Consider the following 22,328-nt stretch of genomic DNA (forward strand, 5'->3'; position numbering starts at 1 on the left):
AAATTGTTGTGTGTAATTTGTACATCGTTTTAGAAAAGCTTCCAGACCATTCTGTTTATATTGGTTTACCCAATTCAAAATGATTGTGTCACTTATACCGAGCGATCTACCTATTTCTCGATAACTTTCATTTCCGTTCAAATAACGTAGAACAATTTGTATTTTTTCATCAGCTGTAAATTTAGCCATAGAAAAACTGCACCCAATTGTTAGACTGTGCCTAACAATTGGGTGCAGTTCAGTTAGGCTATTCTCTTTTATTTTATGATGAAATAAATAGTTGAACTTCTTTATATAGTGGAATGATAAAAGAGAGGGAAGTATGGTTTGGAATGCATTAGACGCATTGAAATAGCTATGCCAAGTTTGTAAGCATTCAAACAGTGAATAGATATTTGGCCTTAATTGTTGGGGGGATATTGATATATAAAAACACACCTCTCAATTTGTAGAGAGGTGTGTTTTTATAGTTACTAAATGGATTATTGTAATAATTTACTTACCATTTGTGGAGTTTGGTTTGCTTGAGAAAGCATGCTGATACCAGCTTCGTTTAAAATTTTGAACTTAGTCATTTCAGACATTTCTTTTGCCATATCAGCATCTTCGATTTGAGAAGCAGCATCAGCCATGCTAGTTTCTTGACTCTTCAAGTTGTTAGCATTAAATTCAAAACGGTTTAATGTTGCACCAAGTGTAGCGCGTTGTCCAGCAACTGTTGTGATGGCAGCGTCAATTGCATCAATTGCTTGCTTAGCACTCGTTGGATCTGCAGCAGCTGTACTTTCAGCATCACCTTCATCACCAATTTGTACATCAAGACCTAAATCAGCGGATTTAACACTGTTAAGTGTAATCTCGATTTGAGCAGGATTAGTAGATCCTGTATCTAGCGTTTGAATTTTAATTTTTTTATCTGCAGTACCTAATAATTGTTGATCATTGAATTGCGTATTTTTTGCAATATAATCAATTTGTTCTGTAAGTTGAGCAAATTCTTTTTGTAAAGAAGCTTGGTTACCTTTAGTGTTTGTACCATTGGCAGATTGGTTAGCAAGGTCACGCATACGTAATAAAATGTTAGAAACTGAGTTTAAAGCTGAGTCAGCTGTACGAATTAAAGACATACCATCTTGAGTGTTTCGTCCAGCTACGTTTAAACCGCCTTCACGTGCTTTCATACGAGTTGCGATTGCAAGACCTGCTGCATCGTCAGAAGCGCTGTTGATACGTTTACCGCTTGATAAACGGTCCATAGCGTTGCTCATTTTTGCTTGGTTTTGGCGCATGTACTCTTGAGTACGCATGCTGTTAATGTTTGTATTAATTCTCATGTTAAGAAACCCCCATTTTTTTATATTGACTTTTCTGCAAATTGAAAAACGGTAATATGCGAAAAAATCAATTTCGAGATTTATTGTAATCCTTGCTACAACGGGTGTCAACTAAAAATTCGAATTAATAAATATAAAAAAATAACAGTTTAACAATATATTCATTTTTTTATTACATAATTATTAAAAGGATTATTGCAAACTTTAAAAAAAAACTCTAATATTAGATTATCTTTGTTTACCGAAAAGGTGATATTATGATAGTTGGAAATATAGTAAAAGAAGTGCTTGCATATAAGAAAGGACAAATTCAGCAAAAGCTAAGTAGTCCACAAGCATTTGTTAGTAGTCGTTTTCAAGAGAAGTTGCAGAGTGAGCCTGCGAAGGAGACGAAAGAAACTACGCAGCCGGCAAAAGTAGAGGATATGAGTCAGCCGGTACAATCTACGAAAATAGAAGCGGTTGTTAATAAACCGGCAGAAACTATTAATAAAGTAGAGGAAGCGAGTAAGCCTGAAGAAAAGGCTGAAACGAAGAAAGCAGATGAAGTGCAAGTTGCGCAAAAAGAGTTTGAACGACGTTTCCCAGAAACGAAAAATGAGGCTGTTGATACGTGGGAATTAACGAAGAAGTATAATATTCAAAAAATACGTTCTTCCAATGAAGGGAAGTATGAGGATATTATTGATCGCACTAGCCGTACATACGGAATTCCGAAAACGTTAATTCAAAAAATGATTGAAGTAGAGTCTAATTTTAATCCGAAAACGGTGTCACATGCAGGTGCGATGGGACTTATGCAGCTTATGCCAGCGAATGTGAAGGAGATGGGCGTGAAGAATCCCTTTTCACCAGCTGAAAGTATTGAAGGTGGCGTGAAAGAGTTAAGCGGTTATTTAAAGAAGAATAACGGCGACTTAGTATTGGCACTTGCTTCTTATAATGCTGGCCCTGGGAATGTGAGAAAGTACGGAGGCGTACCGCCATTTAAAGAAACGCAAGGATATATTAAAAAAATATTAAATATCGACGTTTCAAAATAGGGAGTTTCATATATAGAGAGAACATGAAATTTTCGTGAACATGATATGGGAGTTGGCTAGATTTGAAATTACAAGATGATATTCCGTTAACAATTTATTTTGAAATCGGAAATACGAAAAAGAAAATTGAAGATTTGCTTCATATTACGAAAGGTACATTGTATCGTCTTGAAAATTCAACGAAAAATACGGTGCGTCTTATGCTTGAGAATGAAGAGATTGGAACCGGAAAGATTTTGACGAAGAATGGGAAGATGTACGTTGAAATCGTTGAATTGAAAAGGTAGGGAAGGGGATTGTCATGAGTGGCGAAAAATTAAGCCAAGAGCAAATTGATGCCCTGCTGAAGGCGGTAAATGAAGGCGAGGAAATGCCAGCTTTCGCACAAGAAGCAGGAAAGCAAGAGAAATTTCAAGAGTATGATTTTAATAGACCAGAGAAGTTCGGTGTTGAGCATTTACGTAGTTTGCAAGCGATTGCTTCTACGTTTGGAAAACAGACGTCACAGACGTTATCAGCGCGTATGCGTATTCCAATTGAACTAGAGCCTTCAACAGTTGAGCAAGTTCCATTTACGAGTGAGTATGTGGAGAAAATGCCGAAAGATTATTATTTATATTGCGTGATTGATCTCGGTTTACCAGAGCTTGGAGAAATTGTTATTGAGATTGATTTAGCATTCGTTATTTATATTCATGAATGTTGGCTTGGCGGAGATAGTAAGCGTAACTTTACGATGCGCAGACCGTTAACAGCATTTGAGTTTTTAACGCTTGATAATATATTCTTGCTTCTTTGTAAAAATTTAGAGCAATCATTTGAAAGTGTTGTTGCGATTGAACCGAAATTTGTAACGACGGAAACAGATCCGAATGCACTAAAGATTACGACAGCGAGCGATATCATTTCATTACTTAATGTAAATATGAAAACAGATTTTTGGAATACGACGGTGCGTATCGGGATTCCGTTCTTATCTGTTGAAGAAATTATGGATAAGTTAACGTCTGAAAATATTGTCGAACATTCTTCGGATAAACGTAGGAAGTATACGTCTGAAGTGGAAGTGAAAGTAAATCAAGTGTACAAACCTGTTCACGTTGCGATTGGTGAGCAGAAAATGACAATGAGTGAGATTGAACAAATTGAAGAAGGGGATATTATTCCGCTTCATACGAAAGTTTCGGATGAATTACTTGGTTATGTAGATGGAAAGCATAAATTTAATTGTTTTATTGGAAAAGATGGAACGCGTAAGGCGCTCCTATTTAAAAGTTTTGTAGAGTAGGAGGATCCATATGAAGCATGAAGTATCTCCTGTGTCATTAATGGGATTAGAAGATTTTGCAGGAAAGCGAAATGAAGCAGGCAAAGCACATATCGATACTGTTTCAGATATTTCGATTGAACTTGGTGTAAAGCTTGGAAAGTCATCTATTACGCTTGGTGATGTAAAGCAGTTAAAAGTTGGCGATGTTCTTGAAGTAGAGAAAAACTTAGGACATAAAGTAGATGTGTATTTAAGTAATATGAAAGTCGGCATCGGTGAAGCAATCGTAATGGACGAGAAATTCGGTATTATCATTTCTGAAATTGAAGCTGACAAGAAACAAGCGGCGCTTATGAAAGCGCAAAGTCAAATGCAAGATAAAGAGTAGAGGAGGAGTCATATGTCGTATATGACGACCTTATTTCAAGTCGTTTTACTGTTTGGTGCGCTCGGTTACGGTGCATATTATATGACAAAAAAGACGCGCAAACAGCAGTTTTTTAAGCAGGGTGAAAATGGCCATATTCAAGTAAAAGACGGCGTGTATTTAAATCATCAAACGAGTGCCTTTTTATTTGAAGTGGACGGAAAGCAAGTGTTCACTGTTATTAGTAATAACGGTGTGCAGTCTGTGCAATTAACCGGAACAGGAAATCAGTTTCAACAAGCACTAGAAGACGCGGTGAAGACTGAAACGAAAAAAGTAGAGGATCCATCATGAGAATAAAGAAACAGTTATCATTATTAGCCGTTATTTTCGTATTTTCTATCGTTTTTTCAATTATTTTTGTAAATCCAGCGTATGCGGCCCCGAACGGTTTTATTAATTTCGAAAATGGAAAAGAGTTTACGAGTAATTCAAGTGTACAACTATTTGCGCTCGTTACCCTTTTATCATTATCTTCTTCTATCGTTCTATTATTTACACATTTTACTTATTTTATGATTGTTCTTGGGATTACACGTCAAGGACTTGGGGTAATGAATTTACCACCAAACCAAGTGCTTGTTGGACTTGCATTATTTTTATCACTCTTTACGATGCAGCCTGTACTCGGGCAACTGAAGAGCGATGTGTGGGATCCGATGACGAAAGAGAAAATAACAGTAAGTCAAGCTGCGGAAACGACAGCTCCTATTATGAAAGAATATATGTCAAAGCATACGTATAAGCATGATTTGAAAATGATGCTGAAAGTACGCGGAGAAGAGTTGCCGAAAGATTTGAAAGATCTTTCCTTATTTACACTCGTACCATCCTTTACGTTAACGCAAATTCAAAAAGGTTTACTAACAGGGATGTTCATTTATTTAGCGTTTGTATTTATAGATTTGATTATTAGTACACTTTTAATGTACCTCGGGATGATGATGGTACCGCCGATGATTTTAAGTTTACCGTTTAAAATACTCGTTTTCGTATATTTAGGTGGATATACAAAAATTGTCGATATTATGTTTAAGACGGTCGCCTGAAGCGTTTGATGCTATGTGATAGGAGTCATATAAATGAATACGTCACCAATTATAGATATTTTCCAAACCTTTTTTTATAAAGGGGTTATGATTTTAATGCCGATTGCCGTTGTAAGTCTGATTGTCGTTATTATTATCGCGGTTATTATGGCAATGATGCAAATTCAAGAGCAAACGCTGACGTTTTTACCGAAAATGGCGAGTATTGTGCTCGTAATTATCATTTTAGGTCCGTGGATGTTCCAAGAGTTAACGATGCTTATTTTAGATTTATTTGATAAAATCCCATCGCTATTGCGTTCGTACTAAGATAGGTGAACTGAAATGAATATGGAATTATGGGCGGCAACGTTTTTTGCGTTTTGTCGCATTACTTCATTTTTATATTTTTTACCGTTTTTCTCAGGCCGATCCATTCCAGCAATGGCGAAGGTTACAGTTGGACTCGCTCTTTCAATTACAGTGGCGGATCAAGTGGATGTCTCTCACATCAAGACAGTTTGGGACGTTGCAGCTTATGCAGGAACGCAAATTGTAATTGGATTATCACTTTCAAAAATTGTAGAAATGCTGTGGAACATTCCGAAAATGGCAGGGCATATTTTAGACTTTGATATTGGTTTATCACAAGCAAGTTTGTTTGATGTAAATGCAGGGTCACAGTCCACTTTGCTATCAACAATTTTTGATATATTTTTTCTTATTATTTTTATTTCACTGGGCGGCATTAACTATTTCGTTGCCACTATTTTAAAGTCGTTTCAATATACAGAGGCGATTTCAAAATTGTTGACGACTAGTTTTTTAGATAGTCTACTCGCAACGTTATTATTTGCGATCACATCAGCGGTTGAAATTGCTCTGCCGCTTATGGGAAGTTTATTCATCATTAACTTTGTTCTTATTTTAATTGCAAAAAATGCTCCGCAATTAAACGTTTTTATGAATGCATACGTAATTAAAATTACATGTGGTATTTTGTTTATTGCGATGAGTGTACCGATGCTCGGTTATGTGTTTAAAAATATGACGGATGTATTACTTGAAGAATATACGAAACTATTTAACTTTTTCTTAACGAAGTAGGGGGACGCGCATGGCAAAGGATAATAAAACAGAAAAGGCCACCCCGCAGAAGCGTAAAAAATCGCGTGAAGAAGGGAATATTGCCCGGAGTAAAGATTTAAATAATTTATTTTCCATTCTCGTATTAGCAGTTGTCGTTTATTTCTTCGGAGATTGGCTAGGTTATGAGATTGCAAATTCCGTAGCGGTGCTGTTTGATCAAATTGGAAAAAATACAGATTCAACCGAGTATTTTTATTTAATGGGGATTTTATTACTGAAAGTATCGGCTCCGATATTAATACTCGTATATGCTTTTCATTTATTCAATTATATGATTCAAGTCGGCTTCCTATTTTCTTCTAAAGTCATTAAACCGAAAGCGTCACGTATTAATCCGAAAAACTATTTTACGAGATTGTTTAGTCGTAAAAGTTTAGTAGATATTTTGAAATCACTGTTTTACATGGGATTAATCGGTTACGTTTCGTACGTTCTCTTTAAAAAGAATTTAGAGAAGATTGTTAGTATGATTGGATTTAACTGGACAGCGTCACTTACTGAAATTATTAGCCAAATTAAATTTATCTTTTTAGCCATTTTAATTATTTTAATCGTTCTTTCTATTATCGATTTCATTTATCAAAGATGGGAGTACGAGCAAGATATTAAGATGAAAAAAGAAGAAGTAAAAAGGGAGCATAAAGATAATGAAGGGGACCCGCAAGTAAAGGGGAAACGAAAAAACTTTATGCATGCCATCTTGCAAGGGACAATCGCGAAGAAGATGGATGGTGCAACGTTTATTGTGAACAACCCGACGCATATTTCGGTTGTACTTCGTTACAATAAACACGTTGATGCAGCACCAATTGTCGTTGCAAAAGGGGAAGATGAGCTCGCATTATATATACGAACGCTTGCCCGTGAACAAGAAATACCAATGGTGGAAAACCGTCCGCTTGCTCGTTCTTTATATTATCAGGTCGAGGAAGATGAGACGATTCCAGAAGATTTATACGTAGCTGTAATTGAAGTTATGCGCTATTTAATTCAGACGAACGAACTTGAAGTGTAATAGCGCGTTTGGAGGAGATCTCTTTGTTTAAGATAGAGTCTGCAAGAACCTATTTTTCTATCTTTTTAGCAGCGTCATTCGTAGTGGCGCTCTTAATTCCACTTCCACCATTTATACTTGATATCATTATCGTTTTTCTACTAAGTATGTCAGTGCTTATTTATATGCGAGCGACAAGTATTAACGAGTGGGATGAATTAAAGTCATTTCCAACGATGTTGTTATTAATCGGGATTTTCCGCGTATCGATTAACGTTTCGACGACGCGAGCGATTTTGACAGATGGAAATGCAGGTCATGTTATTGAAGAGTTCGGCCAGTTCGTAATTGGCGGAAACTTATTAATTGGTATCGTTATTTTTACAGTATTAATCATATTCCAGTTTATCGTTGCAAACGGTGCATCTCGTACAGCTGAAGTAGCAGCTCGTTTTACACTTGATTCTTTACCGGGGAAACAAATGTCTATCGATGCCGATTTAAACCAGCGTATTATTTCAGAAAAAGATGCACAGGCAAAACGAAAAAAATTAAATATGGAAACAGAGTTTTACGGGGCGATGGATGGTGCCGGAAAGTTCATTAAAGGGGACGTTATTTTCGGGATTGTCATTTTATTCGTAAACATTATTTTCGGTTTAATTGTCGGCATGATGCAGCAAGGAATGAGCTTTGCAGATGCAGCTCTTCATTATACACAGTTAACTGTCGGTGACGGAATTGTAAACCAAATCGGTTCATTAATGCTTGCAATTTCAACAGGTATTATCGTAACGCGTGTATTTGACGGCTCACCGGATACAGTAACAGAAGGTATCTTTAAAGAGTTATTAGCGCATGAAGTCGTTGTATATGCACTAGGTGGTTTATTTATCGCAATGGGTATTTTTACTCCGCTACCGTTTCTACCATTCGCACTCGTTGGTGGAACGATTATCTTCTTAGGCATTCGTAATAAAAATCGAATAAAGAAAGAAAAAGAAGACGAGCTTCAAAAAGAATTAGAAATGATTCAAGGCGAAGATGAGCAACTGCAACAAGTGGAAGATTCATTCGGAGTATTTACGGATAAATATCCGATTATTGTAGAACTCGGTTTAGATTTAGCAGCACTTGTAAAGCAGAAAATTAACGGGGAAACAGCTCGTGATAAAGTTGTTCTTATGCGGAAGTCGATTATTACTGACCTTGGTATTAACGTTCCTGGAATTAACTTTAAAGATAATACGAGCTTTAGACCACGCGGACGTTACATTATTCGAATTAAAGGTGCTAAGGCAGCTGAAGGTGTTTTAAAATCAGGTTATTTATTAGCACTGAAAACACCGAACGTAATGGCTGATTTAGATGCAGAGCCAGCTAAAGATCCAATTTTCGGTGAAGATGGATATTGGATTTTAGAGCATATGGTGCAAGATGCACAAATGAAAGGCTATCAAGTGTTAGAGCCACTTAGCATATTAATTACACATTTAGATGTTGTTGTTAGACGTAATCTTCATGAATTAATTCAGCGTCAACATGTAAAAGACTTAATTAACTCGCTTGAAAATGATAATGGCGTTCTATTAGAAGAGATTAAGAAGAAAGAAATTGATTTATCACTCGTTCAAAATGTTATTAAACAACTTCTAAAAGAAGGTATTTCTATTCGTGATTTACCAACAATTATTGAAGGTATTATTGACGGCAAAGAAATTTATCAAAACCACGTTGACGGTGTGACATCATTTGTTCGTGAATGTATTTCAAAAGTTATTTGTGAAAATGCGAAAAATCCGGACGGAAAAATATATGCAGCGCTCTTCTCTGATTCAATTGAGTTAGATGCGGATGTTGTGAATAATTCATATCAAGGTTACTTATTAAACTGGGATTTAGATTTAGAAACACGTGTCGTTGAGCAAGTGCAGCGCGTCTTTAAGCAAGCACGTTTAATGGGAAGAGAACCAGTGTTATTAACACGTAGAAAAGATTTTAGATTTGCGATCGTAAGACTGCTAGAACGTTATCAAGTGGAAGCACAAGTACTTTGTATTAGCGAATTAGCACCAGAAATTGTTGTGGATCAAATTGCCTATATTGAATAGTAGGGGGTGAAGTAATGGAAAGTACAGAAAAGAAAGAAGCGTTAATGCGAATAAAAGCAGCTTCGAAAAATGAATTGTATCGAAAGTTATTTGACCAATATGGTACAGATTATTATTACGTTGTCGATGAAAGTGTAAAACGAAATATACCGTTTTTCTGGAAAAAGGATTATGAAATGTTAGTTGCTTTTCCAGAAGAAAAACAGGAAGAAGTGAATGAAGGTACAGCTCAATTTCATGAACAGTTAATGGATGTTGTGAATGATCCTTCAGAACAAATTGTGAAGGCGAATGGAATTCAATCAGTACTGCACAATTTAGAAAACGTAACGACTTCTATGTCATACGCGGCGATGCAAACAGGAAATAGTGAAGAATGGGCAAGAAAAAAAGAGAAACTATTAAAGCTGTTCGAAAAAGGAATTGTCGTTGTGAAACCGACGAAAGAAGCGGAAGTAACGAAAAAGAAAAAAGTTGTGAAACAAGTCGTTCAGGTAAAGAAAGAAGAAGTAGCTCCAAAGAAAGAAAATCAAGAATCTGTACCGTTTATTATTCAAAAAGTAATTCGGATGCTAGAACAAAACGATGTAGAACAATATTTCATTTATGCATATGCTGAAAAGTTAAAAATAAAGTTTGAAAATGCAACGATGATTACAGAAGAAGAAGTTATCAGGTACATATTGGAAGATATGAAATCTCATTTTAATACGGAAAACGTCTTTGAAAAAGAAGTACAAACAATCGCATTAATCGGTCCAACTGGCGTTGGTAAAACGACGACACTCGCCAAAATGGCATGGCAATTTCACGGTAAGAACAAAACAGTTGGTTTTATAACGACAGATCATTCTCGCATAGGGACAGTGCAGCAATTGCAAGATAACGTAAAGACAATTGGATCGGAAGTAATTGCTGTGCGTGATGAAGCTGCAATGACAAGAGCGCTTACGTATTTTAAAGAAGAAGCACGCGTCGATTATATTTTAATTGATACAGCCGGAAAAAATTATCGTACGTCAGAAACAGTGGAAGAAATGATTGAAACGATGGGACAAGTAGAACCAGATTATATTTGTTTAACGTTATCAGCTTCGATGAAAAGTAAAGATATGATTGAAATCATTACAAACTTTAAAGATATTCATATAGATGGTATTGTGTTTACAAAATTTGATGAAACAGCAAGTAGTGGCGAATTGTTGAAAATTCCAGCAGTATCATCAGCTCCTATTGTATTAATGACAGATGGCCAAGACATAAGGAAAAATATACATATCGCTACAGCTGAACATTTAGCGAAACAAATGTTACAAACATCGTAGAAAAGAGGTGAAGAATAAGGCGCTTGCCTTATTCAAACGAATATGAACGGTCTTTATATAGGTTCTATGGGTATGATGAATTACATGCAGCGTATTAATGTTCATTCGAATAACGTTGCAAATGCTCAAACGACAGGATTTAAAGCAGAAAATATGACGTCTAAAGTATTTGATGTACAAGACACATATCGCCGAGGAGATGGGGCGGTAACAAATATCGGTTCGGTCGATTACGCTGTAGTACCAGCTGCAACACATGTGAATTTAGTACAAGGAAATATACAAATGACAAATAGCGCTACAGATTTCTTTTTAGATGACGGCGCGGCCGGCACAACATCATTTTTCGTTACTTCTAAAAATGATGAAACGTTTTTAACGAGAGATGGTAGTTTCACATTAAATAGTGATCGTTATTTACAAACATCTTCAGGTGCTTTCGTAATGGGAGAGAATAATGAGCGTATTCGTATTCCAGAAGGAGCAAAGGTTGCTGTACAAGCAGACGGTACATTATATGATGAAGTAACACAAAATAATATTGCTCGTTTACAAACAAAAACAGTAGATGCCGAAACGAATGCTCGTCTCGTGCAACGTGAGAACAAAAGCTTTACACTAGCAGAAGGAAACATTGCTAATTTACCGAACGGAACAGGAATAGTAAAAAATCATATGCTAGAAAATTCAAATGTTGATATGACGAAAGAGATGGCAGATCTTATGACGGATCAAAAAATGATTCAAGCATCACAGCGTGTTATGACGTCATTTGATAAAATTTATGAAAAAGAAGCGAATGAAATATTGAGATAAAAGACTTCCAAAAGTGGGAGTCTTTTTTGTTATTGCTTTTATTACAGTTACATCATAAAATGATAATGATTATCAATATCATTTTATCTATTTTCATAAGAATAGAATTTCATAATGACAGCAACATTTGTTTAACTAAGTGAATTAAAAATAAGGGGATGGTGTGAAGATGTCTAAAAAGAATCAACTTTGCATTGGATTATGTTTAATTTCTAGAAAGAAAGAACAAGAGAATGAGTTTAATTCCGGAATTGATGAGCAAGTAGAGTTGGCACTACAGGCAGAAAAGGCTAAGTTAGATTTTGTTTTTAAAGCCGATTATTTAGTGGCCCACCCAGATTTAATTGCTCGTAATAAAGGGAATGTCATTTTAGACCCGACGTTACTGTTTACTGCTATTGCTTATGCGACAGAAAAAATTGGAGTCGTTACAACTGCTTCAACTTCGTTTTATCCACCATATATATTAGCAAGGCAATTACAATCGTTACACTGGATTAGTAACGGCCGAGTAGGGTGGAATATTGTTACATCCATTGACGGTGCTGAAAACTTTGGTGAGGAAGAGATGCCATCATCTGAGGAACGATACGCGAAAGCGGCAGAATGTACAGAGTTAGTAAGAAAACTTTGGAGGAGCCATCCTTATGAAGTGTTGAAAATAGATAACACTGAAGTTATTAGAGAGATGGCTAAGCCAATTGAACATAGCGGTGAATATTTTGAGGTAAAAGGTCCGCTGAATATCCCACAGCATATATCAGGAGAAATGCCATTATTTCAAGCCGGTGCTTCAGAGTCTGGTCGGAATTTTGCTGCTTCTGTTGCTGATGCAATTTTTGCTGCAACGCCAGATGTAGAGTCAGGTATTGAACTTCGTCAAGATTTAAGAAGAAGAGCAGAACAGCATGGCCGGAAGCAAGATGCTATACGCGTATTACCTGGATTATATTTCTTTATAGGTGATACATATGAAGAGGCGCTAGAAATGCATAGACAAGCTCATCAACATCTCACAAAAGAGAAGAGATATGCGTTACTTGAAATGGTTCTCGGATTAGATGCGAGAGGGATTCCGCTAGAAAGTAAAATTACCGAAGAGATGCTGCCAAGTCGGGATCAAACTGTACGTAGTAAAACACATGCAGAATTATTACGGCATTTCATTATTAAAAATGAACCAACAGTTGAACAAATACTAGAGCGACCAGAAGTTGTTGGATCGGCTCATTGGGTTGCGGTTGGTACACCAAAAGACGTTGCGAAGCAAATTATGGATAGGTTTGAGGCCGGAGCGTTAGATGGATTTATTGCTATTCCAGGAGGACCTCCCAAGTCACTAAATCTATTCTTTAGTGAAGTCATTCCTTTATTTGTGAAGGCGGGAGTATTTAGGGAAGAGTATACAGGTTCTACTTTACGGGAGCATTTGGCGGGAAACATGTTAAATACTTTACAGTTAAAATAAATAATAGCATGTAGAAAAAAGCCTTATTATAAAAGGCTTTTTTTATTTAAAATTAAAAATTCTGAAATATAAGTTGACTGTATGAATATTATTTTTTATATTAGTAGGTATAACTATAACTACTAAAGAGGTGAGAGTATGAAAACGGCATTATATTTAGAAGATGCATACAAAACGAGTTGCGAGACAGAAGTGATAAGAGTGGAAGGGAATAAAGTATTTGTAAAAGAAACAGTTTTTTATCCAACTGGTGGAGGACAGGAATGTGATACGGGTGTCATTGTACAAGATGGGTCTGTATTTGAAGTTGAAAAAGTAAAGAAGGAGCAGGGAGAAATAGTTCACTATATAAAAGATGAAGCTCAAGTAAAATTAGGTCCAGTTAAATTAGAGATTAATTGGGAAAGACGTCATAATTTAATGCGTCATCACTCTTTACTGCATCTTATCGGAGCTGTAGTTTATGAAAAGTATGGAGCTCTATGCACCGGAAATCAAATTTATCCTGATAAAGCACGTATCGATTTTAATGAGTTACAAGAGTTATCGAGCGTGGAAGTAGAAGAAATTGTTGAGGAAGTGAATAAACTTATTAAGCAAAATAAAGAAATTTCCACTCGTTATATGAGCCGCGAAGAAGCAGAAAATGCTGTAGGAATGATTAAAACAGCAATAAATCTCCTGCCAACTACTATCCAAGAAATCCGCATTGTTACAATTGAAAACTTAGACGAACAAGCTTGTGGAGGCACACATGTGAAAAATACGAGTGAAATAGGAACACTTGTTATTGATAAAGTAAAAAGTAAAGGGAAGCAAAATCGCCGTTTTGAAGTAAGAGCGATTTAGATTGTGAGGGGTTACCGATGGATGAAATTATAAAGGAATTACAAAAGTTAGGATTTTCCCAATATGAATGTAAAGCGTATATTGGATTGTTAAAACATTCCCCAGTAACTGGCTATGAAGTGAGTAAACAAACAGGAGTACCTCGTTCTATGATTTACGAGGTACTCGGTAAGTTAATGGATAAAGGAGCAGTGCATATTGTACCTTCTGAACCAGTTAAATATGTACCAGTACCAGCTACCGAATTAATGAATCGAATGCGAAAAGACTTTGAAAAGTCCTTTGAATTTTTAGATGAGAAATTAAATTGTTTAGAACAAGAGCGACAAATAGATGTAATTTCGCATATTCGCTCAAATGATCGTGTTTTAAAAGAAATATGCAATATAATTAATAGGGCAAAGGAAGAATTATGGATTTCTGTATGGGAAGATCAAGTGCATGAAATTGAGCCATACATTTATCAAAAGGAAGAGGAAGGCGTACATATATTTTCAATCTTATTTGGAGCTCCAGAAACAAAAATAGGAGCGACGTTTCACCATAATTATATGACGCCTCACGTTGTTGAAAAGAGAATGGGTGGTCATTTAACTGTTATTGCGCGTGATGGAGAGGAAGTATTAATTGCGAACTTCTCAAATGATAGCACTTCATGGGCCGTTACAACGTATGACCCAGCGCTAGTTCTCGTTGCTACAGAGTATGTGCGGCACGATATTATGGTTGAAGAAATCACGAAGGAATTTGGAGCTGATAAGTTAGATACGTTATGGCGTGAAAATATAGATTTAGTTCATGTCGTAACAGGAAAACGAACTTTAGAAGGAATGGAGGATGATAGAGATGAGTAAAGCTCAGGCACATGTAGCTTTGCAGAGCGATGATACATTTCAGCAAGGAGTAAAAGATTGTTTACCAACTGTATTTGGTTACTTGAGCATCGGTATAGCAGCTGGTGTAATTGCAAAAACAGCAGGTTTTTCTATCATTGAAATTGCATTTATGTCCACTTTAATTTATGCAGGTTCTGCCCAATTTATATTAGCTGGTATGTATGCAGCCGGTGCTCCTGCTTCCGCAATTATTTTTACTGTATTTTTTGTTAACTTGCGCCACCTTCTTATGAGTGCTGCACTCGCGCCGTACTTTACGAAAATTCCTCTATTTAAAAACTTAATCATCGGTTCGCAAATTACAGATGAAACTTTCGGCGTTGCAGTGCAACACGCGGCGCAAAAAGGATATTTAGGTGAAAGATGGATGATCGGGCTTAACGTAACAGCGTATTTAAATTGGATTCTTGCTACTATTATTGGTGGACTGTTTGGTGAGTGGATACCAGATCCACATACATACGGGATGGATTATGCATTACCAGCGATGTTTATTGGATTATTTGTTCTTCAGCTCATAAGTAGTAAACCAAAACTAGCAATTCATTTAAGTGTTGCAATTGTAGCGATTATCATCGCATACGTTTCACACCTATTTATGCCAGATAGTATAGCGGTTATTATCGCAACATTACTAGCTGCGACGATTGGAGTGGTGATTGAAAAATGGAAATGAGATTAGATGTATTATTACTTTTACTAGCAGCAGGAGCTGTTACACTCGTGCCACGTATTTTACCTCTACTCGTATTTAGCAAACTACAAATTCCTGACTGGGGTTTAAAATGGTTAAATTACATACCAATTGCGATATTAGCAGCGCTTTTAGCACAAGTTTTATTTATGCATGAGACGATGCAGTGGGATTACCTTATCGCAGCAATTCCCACATTTCTTGTAGCGATATATACTCGTAGTTTATTAGGTACAGTATTAACGGGAGTGGTTGTGATTATTTTGTTACGTTTCTTTTTCTAAAAAGGATTACGCTCATATAATAGCGAAAGGTGTAATAACATGAAAAATATAGGGGTGGTGTTATGATACTTTTAACGATAGGAGCAATTTTGTTAACGTTGTTTATTTTCTTTATTATCGGCTTTATTACGTTTATGATGTTTGTTGATAAGGCGACACCTCAAATATATTATACACCTTGTGAATCAGTGACAGTGAAAGCTAAAGGTAAAGATAGAAGGAAGAAAAGTTGAATGTTGGCTTTTCTTCCTTCTTCTATTACATCCCCGAAATAACTAACAACAATAACCCAAATAAAGAACTAATAAAGTTTCACTTTACAAGAAATGAATCTATTACATTGTATGCTTGTTTTGTAGAGTGCCCGTTATATTTTTCAGTGTACGGATTTAGAAATCCATGTTCACCGTGTAGTTGTTGTATTTCTAGTAAAGGATTTTTTTGTTGCTGCAATGTTTGAATTAAAGAGGATACTGAAAAACTAGCTTCTTTTTCAGGAAATATAAGTAGTGTAGCGCATGTAGGCTTTATGTGAACATAGTCGCGTATACGAGAACCGTAACATCCGATGATAAAATCTATTTTCGGATTGTTACTACATAGCCATGAGATGGTAGCTCCAACACTAAAGCCGATAAGTCCAATATGTGTATAATTGCTTGAAAGGGTATTGATGAATGCTTCAATTTGGTCTTTTCCATCATTAAATCCAATATGATTTACAAAATGTTCATATGCTTTTTCTTCATCACGATAATGAAATGCGTGTTGTAAGTGCAGAAGATTAGGACAGAATACGTCAATATGAGATGAAGTAAATTGCTCGGTAACGTGATGCATATGGTCATTCACACCATATATTTCATGAACAATAACGAGAGCTAATTTTTCCTTCATAGTTATATTGTGCCTCTTTGAAACTTAAATTCTTTCTCAACAAGGCAAATACGCAGATGGAAGTTTTCATACCATTGCTCACGACCTCTTTTTTTCGCTTCTTTATGTAAGGCGTTCTTCTTCCAATTTTCAATTGCATCAAGTGATTCCCAATAAGAAATTGTTATTCCGAGTCCAGAATTACCTCGTGCACTTTCTACACCTAAAAATCCAGGTTGTTGCTTTGCAAGTTCCTCCATTGTTTCGGCAACGGTATTATAGTCTGTTGTATCATTTGATAAATTAGAAGTGAATATCACGGCATAATAATGACTCATTTTTTGTGAAGTATTTTTCATATACATTCCCCCCCTTTAATAAGTATTTTAGCATGTAAAAAAGAAAAGAAGCACGACGCTTCTTTTCTTTTTTACGCTGTGAATTTTAATCCAGCATATATTTTACGACCCTTTTTTTGAATCCAACACACTTGTGCATTTTTCTTTTGAATATTACGTTCTTCCATTGTTACTTGTATAATTTGGTCAATCACAAGAGGGATGTTCGTTTGTACTTGGCACCCACCTGTACTATAGTCGATAATGGTCGCTTCAATCGGCATCCCATTCATATGCAATGTTCCAGGAGACATCAGTTGCTCACGTATATGTTGCCTGCGAAATTGTCTTGGTGCTTTTTTTGTGTTTTTTATGAAAGATGCAATTGCTAGTGTAAGAAATGCTTTATCGTACACCTTTTCCACCCGGTCATTAACCGGTTTACTAAATAGATGAAGAATGAGTTTACAATATTGCTCATGGGATACATCATCAAATGATACACCAACTTGTACAGAACTTTCTTGTCTCCGAATCCATTTTTTTGTACTATAAATCTTTTCTACCTCGCCAAAAGATAGCATATAGGAAGATAGACTTGATAAAGTTTCAAATGGAATGGAGGAATCTAATTCAAAACGTGCCCCCGTTTCACTAATATCAAGGATATTGCAAGAAATGATCATATCTTCGGCATATAAAGTACCTGGTAAATTTACTACGAAACGTTCTGAATTTCGAAAACGCGGTCTTTCAAATGCTACAAATAGTGAAGTGACAATAGCTATCCCGTTGTATAGTAACCAGAAAATGTTAATATATAAGCTCTCTCTTTCAATATAATATTGCTCAGGGTATAAGAGCATAAGTGTTGCTCGAATAAGTGCAATAATTGTTAAAATGAGTAATATGAGATGAGGGATGCTTGCAATCCATAAAAAATGCCTTGTATTATTTTGAACTCCCTTTCTTGTCACATGAAATTGAAACTTTTTACGTAAGAAAATTTCTGATAAAATAGCAAATCCCATATAAGGAGCCATAGCAACTTCGTACACATGACTCCACGTAGTTGTTCGTTTTTTATTAGAAACAGCTTTGAAAATAAGCTGTGATGTTAAAAAGGCAGGTGCCCAGAACATAAATAAGTGCATGAAATTAATTTCTAAACTATAAATATCAAATACTAAAAATAATAGCGGTGCTAATAAAAATATCATTTTATAAACACCGAAAAACCAATAATGAATTCCATCTGCATATAAAAGACGCTGCATAAAAGATAATCCTTTTATAGTGAAAGGATTCCATTTTTTTACGACTTGAATGTTCCCTCTACACCAGCGGTCCCGTTGTTTTAATAAATCACTAAATGTTTCTGGGGATAATCCAACAGCTAGTGTTTCATTGACAAATATAGTCTCCCATTTGTTAGCTTGTAGTAGCATACCAGTTGCCATATCTTCAGTAATAACTCCAGTCGCAAATCCTCCAATTTCTTCAAGCGCGGTGCGGCGAAATAGGGCGTTACTACCAACATACATCGTAGCATTAAAGCGATCTTTCCCTTCTTCTAACTGGCGCATAAAGAAATCTTGTTCATTGGCGATGTTATCTTCAAAAAACAAATTATATTGGAAAGGATCAGCATTATAAAAAACTTGTGGTGCTTGAACGAATACAACATTATTTTTAGAAAAATATCCAATCGTTCGCTCTAAAAAGTTAGCTCGTGGTATCATATCGGCATCCATTGTTACGATAATATCACCTTTTGAATGAAGCATCGCATGATTTAAATTTCCAGCTTTTGCATGCTTGTTTTCGGTGCGAGTTATGTGATGAACAGAAAAATCTGCCGCAAGTTGCTTTACACTTTCACGGCGCCCGTCGTCACAAATATAAATGTTTAGTAACTCTTTCGGATAAGTAATCAACGTACAACCAGCTACAGTACGTTTTAACAAATCGATCGGTTCATTGTAAGTGGCAATAAATATGTCGACAGTAGGTAGTTTTTCAAAAGTGGATAATGGTACTTCTTTCCGTTTATATGGTTTCCATGAAACAATGCTAAAAACGATAGATTGTAAGTAACCAGCCCATTCTGTAATTAACAATATAATACCAGCGATAATACTTATGAGATTAATAGTTGGTAACGAATAAAAAGTTCGCCAAATAAGATAAATAGCATTACAAATGAGAAATAGAATAATAAGTAATTTTTTTGACCATAAATATTTGTGTGCAAGGGCGTAAGTAATAATGATTACGAAAAAAATAATACCTAAACCTTCGTATATAGAGAGGCTCATACAATTCCTCCTTTATGTATAGAGTGGGAAATAGAAAAAAATTTATATTATTCATCTATAAAGATTTGATTATTTCCAGAGTATAAAATATCACAAAATATAGGGTTAGAGTATAAAATTTACATTTTCTTATTATAAGCTTAAAAAATTAGAAGAAATAATAGTTGTATTTTTGATTCATAAGAAAAATGCCACTTCAAAAGAGAAGTGGCATTTCTTATATTTCCTCTAAGCTATTAACTGGAACAGTTAATTCGCGTCCTGGGTTTTTTACTTCATATATGCGGGCGGTTTCATTGCTTTCATCGACGTGTTGAATCATAACAGGCATGCCTTGAAAACTGACATTGGCTTGTTCCGCTGACACAGAAAGCTCTATTGCACGTTGTATATTCATTTATATTCCTCCCATCATTATTATCTTTGCTAAAAAAGAGGAATAATATACCATTTTGAGACATTCTTAAAGTTTTTGTATTATTTGTAATGTTTCTTTAATAAATGAAGTGAAGATGGAATCAGGATAGGACTGTACGATTTCATATGCTTCTGTTACTTCTTCAAGAGCTCTTTTTTTATCATTAAGTTTGACATAACAAAGAGCACGATATGCCCCAGCTGTTGTAAGCCGTGCGTGATCAAGTGGATGGTTTATATAATCTGGTATGATAGCACGTTGTAATGTTTTTAAAGCTTCTTCGTATTGTTTTAAACCATACAAAGCTTTTCCTTTTTCAAGATAATACGATCCATCATCTTGAAAAATTCGCTCATCTTTTAGTTGTTCTCGAAATTGTTCTACATGTTCTAATGCAATAGTATATTCATGAGTAATTGTGTTGTAGTAGTAAGCTTTTAAAAGATTAATAACCGCTGCAGATAAAGTATCTTCTGTAAAAATGGCAAATTGCTCTGATTTTTTTATGTAATGTAAATATTGTTCTTTATCAGCCGTTAGGACTTTTTGGTAAGATAAAATACGGTAAAATTCATCTGTTTTATAATACACTTGATGTTTTTTTGAAAATGCAAGCGCATCTAAAATGACACTTTCACATTGTTCGTAATTACCATATGCAAGAAAAATAATCGCCTCATATAAATATAACTCGATATGTATAATGAGATCCATTTCTAAATGTTTCTCTTCATAGTCATTTCGGATGCTAGCAATGAGTTGTAAACATTCAGCATACTTTTTACGTGTGAATATCGTAAAGGATAATTTTAATTTTGTTTCCGTACTTTCCCGGTATAACGTATATTTTTCAAAAATAGAAGTAGCCTTTTCCACGTAATGTTCAATATTGTAATCTTTCATTTTAGCCGCAGCTGTTACAAATTGTTTATATAAACGAGCGGTATTCAAAGTAGGAGGTAGCTCTTTTTGAACGATAGGTAGTAAAATCTCATATACTTCATCGTACTTATTTGCTTTTATTAGTTGTTCCATTTGTTGAATGAGTTCTATCTTTTCCACATCATCATCTTCTAGTAAAAAACTCGTTTCGCATCCAAGTTTTTCAGCAATATATTGTAATGTTTTCATGGAAGGTGTAGCTTTTCCGTTTTCAATTTGGCTTAGCATACTTTTTGTCAGCTCTGAACCTGCTAAATCAGTTTGAGTAAGCTTTTTTTCTTTTCGTAACGTTTTAATTTTTGCACCGAGAGTAGCCATTATATGCTCCTTTATAATTTAAAAGTTAAATACAATTAAACTTTTTATTGTAAAAATTGGAAAGTTGATTATATAATAAGTTTAACACAATTTAACTTTTAAGGGGAGAGTGTCATAATGGGGGATATAAATATAGGTCAAAATGATTGGAAAATGAAGATTGCAACGAGAAATATTATTTTAATGATGATTGGAAAAATGACGTCCTTGTTAGGAGCGGGTATTTATACGTTTGCAATGGGATTATACGTATTAAAGACAACGGGTTCAGGAATGGGGTTTGCAATTACGCTCGTTTGCGGATCACTTCCAAGGATGATCTGTGGACCGATTGCTGGTGCTGTAGCTGACCGTGTTAATCGAAAATGGCTTGTCATCGGTACTGATTTGTTAAGTAGTTTAACAATGCTTATTATGTTTATCCTTGCAACTACTTTTGGGCCATCACTTCTGTTTATTTATGTTTCAGCAGCATTATTATCAATTTGTGCGAGTTTTTATTCTGTTGCATTAACTTCATCTATTCCAAGTTTAGTAGATGAGGGACGTATTCAAAAAGCGAGTGCTTTGAACCAGACGGCAGCATCTTTATCAAATATTTTAGCACCGATTATTGGTGGAGTTGTATTTGGTTTCTTTTCAATTAAATCGTTTTTCCTGCTAAATAGCATTACATTCTTTTTAGCGGTAATTGTACAATTATTTATCGTATTCGATTTATATAAAAAAGACATGGCTGAAAGTAAAGAGCATTTCTTGACAAGTATAAAAGAAGGGTTTTCATATGTAAAAAGACAGCATGAAATATATGGTTTAATGAAAATTGCAGTAGGGGTAAACTTTTTTGCGAGTGCACTTTTCGTTTCACTTCCATATATTATTGTTCAAAATTTGCATCTATCTTCGAAGCAACTCGGTGTTGTAGAGGGAATGTTAGCAGTTGGGATGTTAATTGGTGCAATTGCGTTATCAGTACGTAAAGAAGTGAATAATCCGTTTCGCTCTGTTTATATTGGGTTGTTTTTATTTGCGAGCTTGAGTTTATGTACAGTGTTTCCATTAGTAGTCACCATTCCGAAAGTAGCAAGTTTTATTTACTATATCGCTTTTATGATGTTAACTGGTATATCAATGATGGTTGTAAATATTCCGATGCAAGTACATTTGCAAAAGACGACAAATCCCAATTATTTAGGACGCGTTTTCGGCTTACTTGAAACAATTTCTACTGCAATCGCACCACTCGGTATGATTGTGTATGGATTATTATTAGATATGTTGCCAACTAGCATTGTTATGATGACATTAGGCGGAGGCTTATTGTTAGTTGTATTAGTAGGAGTAAAGAAGCATGTAATGAAAAAGCAAGTGGATGTATCTGCCTAAAAGGAAATTTGACTTAACGAAATAAAAATGACCGAATTAGTATT

At 35.4% G+C, this 22,328-nt stretch carries 26 protein-coding genes; 19 read left to right on the forward strand and 7 right to left on the reverse strand.

Annotated features, from left to right (window positions below; all coding sequences use genetic code 11):
- Both MR160_RS12575 and MR160_RS12580 read right to left on the reverse strand, forming a co-directional pair.
- Positions 1-189, reverse strand: a 189-nt coding sequence (locus tag MR160_RS12575) for a transposase (protein WP_242297427.1), incomplete at its 3' end; no start/stop codon positions are given.
- A 293-nt stretch (positions 190-482) separates the two neighbouring features.
- Positions 483-1,334: a flagellin N-terminal helical domain-containing protein gene (locus tag MR160_RS12580; RefSeq protein WP_001222366.1), complete on the reverse strand. Its 852-nt coding sequence runs from the start codon at positions 1,332-1,334 to the stop codon at positions 483-485.
- 257 nt (positions 1,335-1,591) lie between these two features.
- Here MR160_RS12580 and MR160_RS12585 point away from each other — a divergent pair, with 257 nt between their 5' ends.
- The 18 genes from MR160_RS12585 (at position 1,592) to MR160_RS12670 (ending at position 15,921) form a co-directional block, all read left to right on the forward strand.
- Positions 1,592-2,377 carry a lytic transglycosylase domain-containing protein gene (locus MR160_RS12585; RefSeq protein WP_000635229.1) on the forward strand — a complete coding sequence of 262 codons (786 nt, stop codon included), beginning with the start codon at positions 1,592-1,594 and terminating at the stop codon, positions 2,375-2,377.
- A gap of 62 nt (positions 2,378-2,439) precedes the next feature.
- On the forward strand, positions 2,440-2,664 hold the full coding sequence (locus MR160_RS12590; RefSeq protein WP_000775712.1) for a flagellar motor switch protein FliN: 225 nt from the start codon (positions 2,440-2,442) through the stop codon (positions 2,662-2,664).
- A 14-nt stretch (positions 2,665-2,678) separates the two neighbouring features.
- Positions 2,679-3,665 (forward strand): flagellar motor switch protein FliM, encoded by a 987-nt coding sequence (fliM, locus tag MR160_RS12595; protein ID WP_000012361.1) that lies wholly within the window; start codon positions 2,679-2,681, stop codon positions 3,663-3,665.
- A gap of 10 nt (positions 3,666-3,675) precedes the next feature.
- Positions 3,676-4,035 (forward strand): flagellar motor switch protein FliN, encoded by a 360-nt coding sequence (fliN, locus tag MR160_RS12600; RefSeq protein WP_000680010.1) that lies wholly within the window; start codon positions 3,676-3,678, stop codon positions 4,033-4,035.
- 12 nt (positions 4,036-4,047) lie between these two features.
- On the forward strand, positions 4,048-4,368 hold the full coding sequence (locus MR160_RS12605) for a hypothetical protein (protein WP_000121178.1): 321 nt from the start codon (positions 4,048-4,050) through the stop codon (positions 4,366-4,368).
- Complete coding sequence (locus MR160_RS12610) at positions 4,365-5,123, forward strand: flagellar type III secretion system pore protein FliP (RefSeq protein ID WP_001220582.1); 759 nt, start codon at positions 4,365-4,367, stop codon at positions 5,121-5,123. Before MR160_RS12605 ends, MR160_RS12610 begins: the two co-directional genes overlap by 4 nt.
- Before the next feature lie 33 nt (positions 5,124-5,156).
- The gene (locus tag MR160_RS12615) at positions 5,157-5,432 is read left to right on the forward strand and encodes a flagellar biosynthetic protein FliQ (protein ID WP_001098080.1); all 276 of its coding nucleotides are present in this window, start codon (positions 5,157-5,159) and stop codon (positions 5,430-5,432) included.
- Positions 5,433-5,447: 15 nt separating this feature from the next.
- Complete coding sequence (locus MR160_RS12620) at positions 5,448-6,209, forward strand: flagellar biosynthetic protein FliR (RefSeq protein ID WP_001055718.1); 762 nt, start codon at positions 5,448-5,450, stop codon at positions 6,207-6,209.
- A 10-nt stretch (positions 6,210-6,219) separates the two neighbouring features.
- Complete coding sequence (gene flhB / locus MR160_RS12625) at positions 6,220-7,266, forward strand: flagellar type III secretion system protein FlhB (RefSeq protein ID WP_001040121.1); 1,047 nt, start codon at positions 6,220-6,222, stop codon at positions 7,264-7,266.
- A gap of 23 nt (positions 7,267-7,289) precedes the next feature.
- Positions 7,290-9,356 carry a flagellar biosynthesis protein FlhA gene (gene flhA / locus MR160_RS12630; RefSeq protein WP_000472586.1) on the forward strand — a complete coding sequence of 689 codons (2,067 nt, stop codon included), beginning with the start codon at positions 7,290-7,292 and terminating at the stop codon, positions 9,354-9,356.
- Positions 9,357-9,370: 14 nt separating this feature from the next.
- The gene (flhF, locus tag MR160_RS12635; RefSeq protein ID WP_000446179.1) at positions 9,371-10,681 is read left to right on the forward strand and encodes a flagellar biosynthesis GTPase FlhF; all 1,311 of its coding nucleotides are present in this window, start codon (positions 9,371-9,373) and stop codon (positions 10,679-10,681) included.
- A gap of 42 nt (positions 10,682-10,723) precedes the next feature.
- Complete coding sequence (locus tag MR160_RS12640) at positions 10,724-11,497, forward strand: flagellar basal-body rod protein FlgG (RefSeq protein ID WP_001013934.1); 774 nt, start codon at positions 10,724-10,726, stop codon at positions 11,495-11,497.
- Between the two features lie 169 nt (positions 11,498-11,666).
- Positions 11,667-12,965, forward strand: a complete 1,299-nt coding sequence (locus MR160_RS12645; RefSeq protein ID WP_000038858.1) for an NtaA/DmoA family FMN-dependent monooxygenase — start codon at positions 11,667-11,669, stop codon at positions 12,963-12,965.
- Positions 12,966-13,103: 138 nt separating this feature from the next.
- Positions 13,104-13,814, forward strand: coding sequence for an alanyl-tRNA editing protein (locus MR160_RS12650; protein WP_000844967.1), 711 nt, complete (start codon positions 13,104-13,106; stop codon positions 13,812-13,814).
- Positions 13,815-13,831: 17 nt separating this feature from the next.
- On the forward strand, positions 13,832-14,668 hold the full coding sequence (locus tag MR160_RS12655; protein WP_000343356.1) for a TrmB family transcriptional regulator: 837 nt from the start codon (positions 13,832-13,834) through the stop codon (positions 14,666-14,668).
- Entirely contained in the window at positions 14,661-15,386 is a 726-nt protein-coding gene (locus MR160_RS12660; RefSeq protein WP_000030479.1) for an AzlC family ABC transporter permease, read from the forward strand. Before MR160_RS12655 ends, MR160_RS12660 begins: the two co-directional genes overlap by 8 nt.
- A complete protein-coding gene (locus MR160_RS12665; protein ID WP_000425944.1) occupies positions 15,377-15,688 on the forward strand; it encodes an AzlD domain-containing protein in 312 nt (103 codons plus the stop codon). The genes MR160_RS12660 and MR160_RS12665 overlap by 10 nt, the downstream gene beginning before the upstream one ends.
- Before the next feature lie 62 nt (positions 15,689-15,750).
- Complete coding sequence (locus MR160_RS12670; RefSeq protein WP_000602229.1) at positions 15,751-15,921, forward strand: DUF3951 domain-containing protein; 171 nt, start codon at positions 15,751-15,753, stop codon at positions 15,919-15,921.
- A gap of 79 nt (positions 15,922-16,000) precedes the next feature.
- On the opposite strand, the gene MR160_RS12675 is transcribed toward MR160_RS12670, so the two are convergent.
- The 5 genes from MR160_RS12675 to MR160_RS12695 all read right to left on the reverse strand — a co-directional run bounded on the left by MR160_RS12675 (position 16,001) and on the right by MR160_RS12695 (position 20,898).
- Positions 16,001-16,585 carry a dienelactone hydrolase family protein gene (locus MR160_RS12675; protein WP_000660112.1) on the reverse strand — a complete coding sequence of 195 codons (585 nt, stop codon included), beginning with the start codon at positions 16,583-16,585 and terminating at the stop codon, positions 16,001-16,003.
- A gap of 2 nt (positions 16,586-16,587) precedes the next feature.
- A complete protein-coding gene (locus MR160_RS12680; RefSeq protein WP_000799455.1) occupies positions 16,588-16,923 on the reverse strand; it encodes an antibiotic biosynthesis monooxygenase family protein in 336 nt (111 codons plus the stop codon).
- A gap of 71 nt (positions 16,924-16,994) precedes the next feature.
- The gene (locus MR160_RS12685) at positions 16,995-19,220 is read right to left on the reverse strand and encodes a glycosyltransferase (RefSeq protein ID WP_000059018.1); all 2,226 of its coding nucleotides are present in this window, start codon (positions 19,218-19,220) and stop codon (positions 16,995-16,997) included.
- 217 nt (positions 19,221-19,437) lie between these two features.
- Positions 19,438-19,617, reverse strand: coding sequence for an H-type small acid-soluble spore protein (locus MR160_RS12690; RefSeq protein WP_001025734.1), 180 nt, complete (start codon positions 19,615-19,617; stop codon positions 19,438-19,440).
- A gap of 66 nt (positions 19,618-19,683) precedes the next feature.
- Positions 19,684-20,898 (reverse strand): helix-turn-helix domain-containing protein, encoded by a 1,215-nt coding sequence (locus tag MR160_RS12695; protein ID WP_000212330.1) that lies wholly within the window; start codon positions 20,896-20,898, stop codon positions 19,684-19,686.
- Positions 20,899-21,015: 117 nt separating this feature from the next.
- On the opposite strand from MR160_RS12695, the gene MR160_RS12700 reads away from it, so the two are divergent.
- A complete protein-coding gene (locus tag MR160_RS12700; RefSeq protein WP_000502460.1) occupies positions 21,016-22,284 on the forward strand; it encodes an MFS transporter in 1,269 nt (422 codons plus the stop codon).
- The last annotated feature ends 44 nt before the right edge of the window (positions 22,285-22,328 follow it).

This window comes from Bacillus cereus group sp. BfR-BA-01382 (assembly GCF_022663475.1).
Classification (GTDB): Bacteria; Bacillota; Bacilli; order Bacillales; family Bacillaceae_G; genus Bacillus_A; species Bacillus_A thuringiensis_S.

What these genes read in the sequence shown, in the direction of transcription:
- flhB (WP_001040121.1), top strand. Translation starts at nt 6,220, where the DNA reads ATGGCAAAGGATAATAAAACAGAAAAGGCCACCCCGCAGAAGCGTAAA.
- MR160_RS12615 (WP_001098080.1), top strand. Translation starts at nt 5,157, where the DNA reads ATGAATACGTCACCAATTATAGATATTTTCCAAACCTTTTTTTATAAA.
- MR160_RS12650 (WP_000844967.1), top strand. Translation starts at nt 13,104, where the DNA reads ATGAAAACGGCATTATATTTAGAAGATGCATACAAAACGAGTTGCGAG.
- MR160_RS12645 (WP_000038858.1), top strand. Translation starts at nt 11,667, where the DNA reads ATGTCTAAAAAGAATCAACTTTGCATTGGATTATGTTTAATTTCTAGA.
- fliM (WP_000012361.1), top strand. Translation starts at nt 2,679, where the DNA reads ATGAGTGGCGAAAAATTAAGCCAAGAGCAAATTGATGCCCTGCTGAAG.
- MR160_RS12695 (WP_000212330.1), bottom strand. Translation starts at nt 20,898, where the DNA reads ATGGCTACTCTCGGTGCAAAAATTAAAACGTTACGAAAAGAAAAAAAG.
- MR160_RS12680 (WP_000799455.1), bottom strand. Translation starts at nt 16,923, where the DNA reads ATGAAAAATACTTCACAAAAAATGAGTCATTATTATGCCGTGATATTC.
- MR160_RS12665 (WP_000425944.1), top strand. Translation starts at nt 15,377, where the DNA reads ATGGAAATGAGATTAGATGTATTATTACTTTTACTAGCAGCAGGAGCT.
- MR160_RS12675 (WP_000660112.1), bottom strand. Translation starts at nt 16,585, where the DNA reads ATGAAGGAAAAATTAGCTCTCGTTATTGTTCATGAAATATATGGTGTG.
- MR160_RS12580 (WP_001222366.1), bottom strand. Translation starts at nt 1,334, where the DNA reads ATGAGAATTAATACAAACATTAACAGCATGCGTACTCAAGAGTACATG.
- MR160_RS12685 (WP_000059018.1), bottom strand. Translation starts at nt 19,220, where the DNA reads ATGAGCCTCTCTATATACGAAGGTTTAGGTATTATTTTTTTCGTAATC.
- MR160_RS12610 (WP_001220582.1), top strand. Translation starts at nt 4,365, where the DNA reads ATGAGAATAAAGAAACAGTTATCATTATTAGCCGTTATTTTCGTATTT.
- MR160_RS12585 (WP_000635229.1), top strand. Translation starts at nt 1,592, where the DNA reads ATGATAGTTGGAAATATAGTAAAAGAAGTGCTTGCATATAAGAAAGGA.
- MR160_RS12690 (WP_001025734.1), bottom strand. Translation starts at nt 19,617, where the DNA reads ATGAATATACAACGTGCAATAGAGCTTTCTGTGTCAGCGGAACAAGCC.
- MR160_RS12640 (WP_001013934.1), top strand. Translation starts at nt 10,724, where the DNA reads ATGAACGGTCTTTATATAGGTTCTATGGGTATGATGAATTACATGCAG.
- MR160_RS12700 (WP_000502460.1), top strand. Translation starts at nt 21,016, where the DNA reads ATGGGGGATATAAATATAGGTCAAAATGATTGGAAAATGAAGATTGCA.
- MR160_RS12605 (WP_000121178.1), top strand. Translation starts at nt 4,048, where the DNA reads ATGTCGTATATGACGACCTTATTTCAAGTCGTTTTACTGTTTGGTGCG.
- MR160_RS12670 (WP_000602229.1), top strand. Translation starts at nt 15,751, where the DNA reads ATGATACTTTTAACGATAGGAGCAATTTTGTTAACGTTGTTTATTTTC.
- MR160_RS12655 (WP_000343356.1), top strand. Translation starts at nt 13,832, where the DNA reads ATGGATGAAATTATAAAGGAATTACAAAAGTTAGGATTTTCCCAATAT.
- flhF (WP_000446179.1), top strand. Translation starts at nt 9,371, where the DNA reads ATGGAAAGTACAGAAAAGAAAGAAGCGTTAATGCGAATAAAAGCAGCT.
- fliN (WP_000680010.1), top strand. Translation starts at nt 3,676, where the DNA reads ATGAAGCATGAAGTATCTCCTGTGTCATTAATGGGATTAGAAGATTTT.
- MR160_RS12660 (WP_000030479.1), top strand. Translation starts at nt 14,661, where the DNA reads ATGAGTAAAGCTCAGGCACATGTAGCTTTGCAGAGCGATGATACATTT.
- MR160_RS12620 (WP_001055718.1), top strand. Translation starts at nt 5,448, where the DNA reads ATGAATATGGAATTATGGGCGGCAACGTTTTTTGCGTTTTGTCGCATT.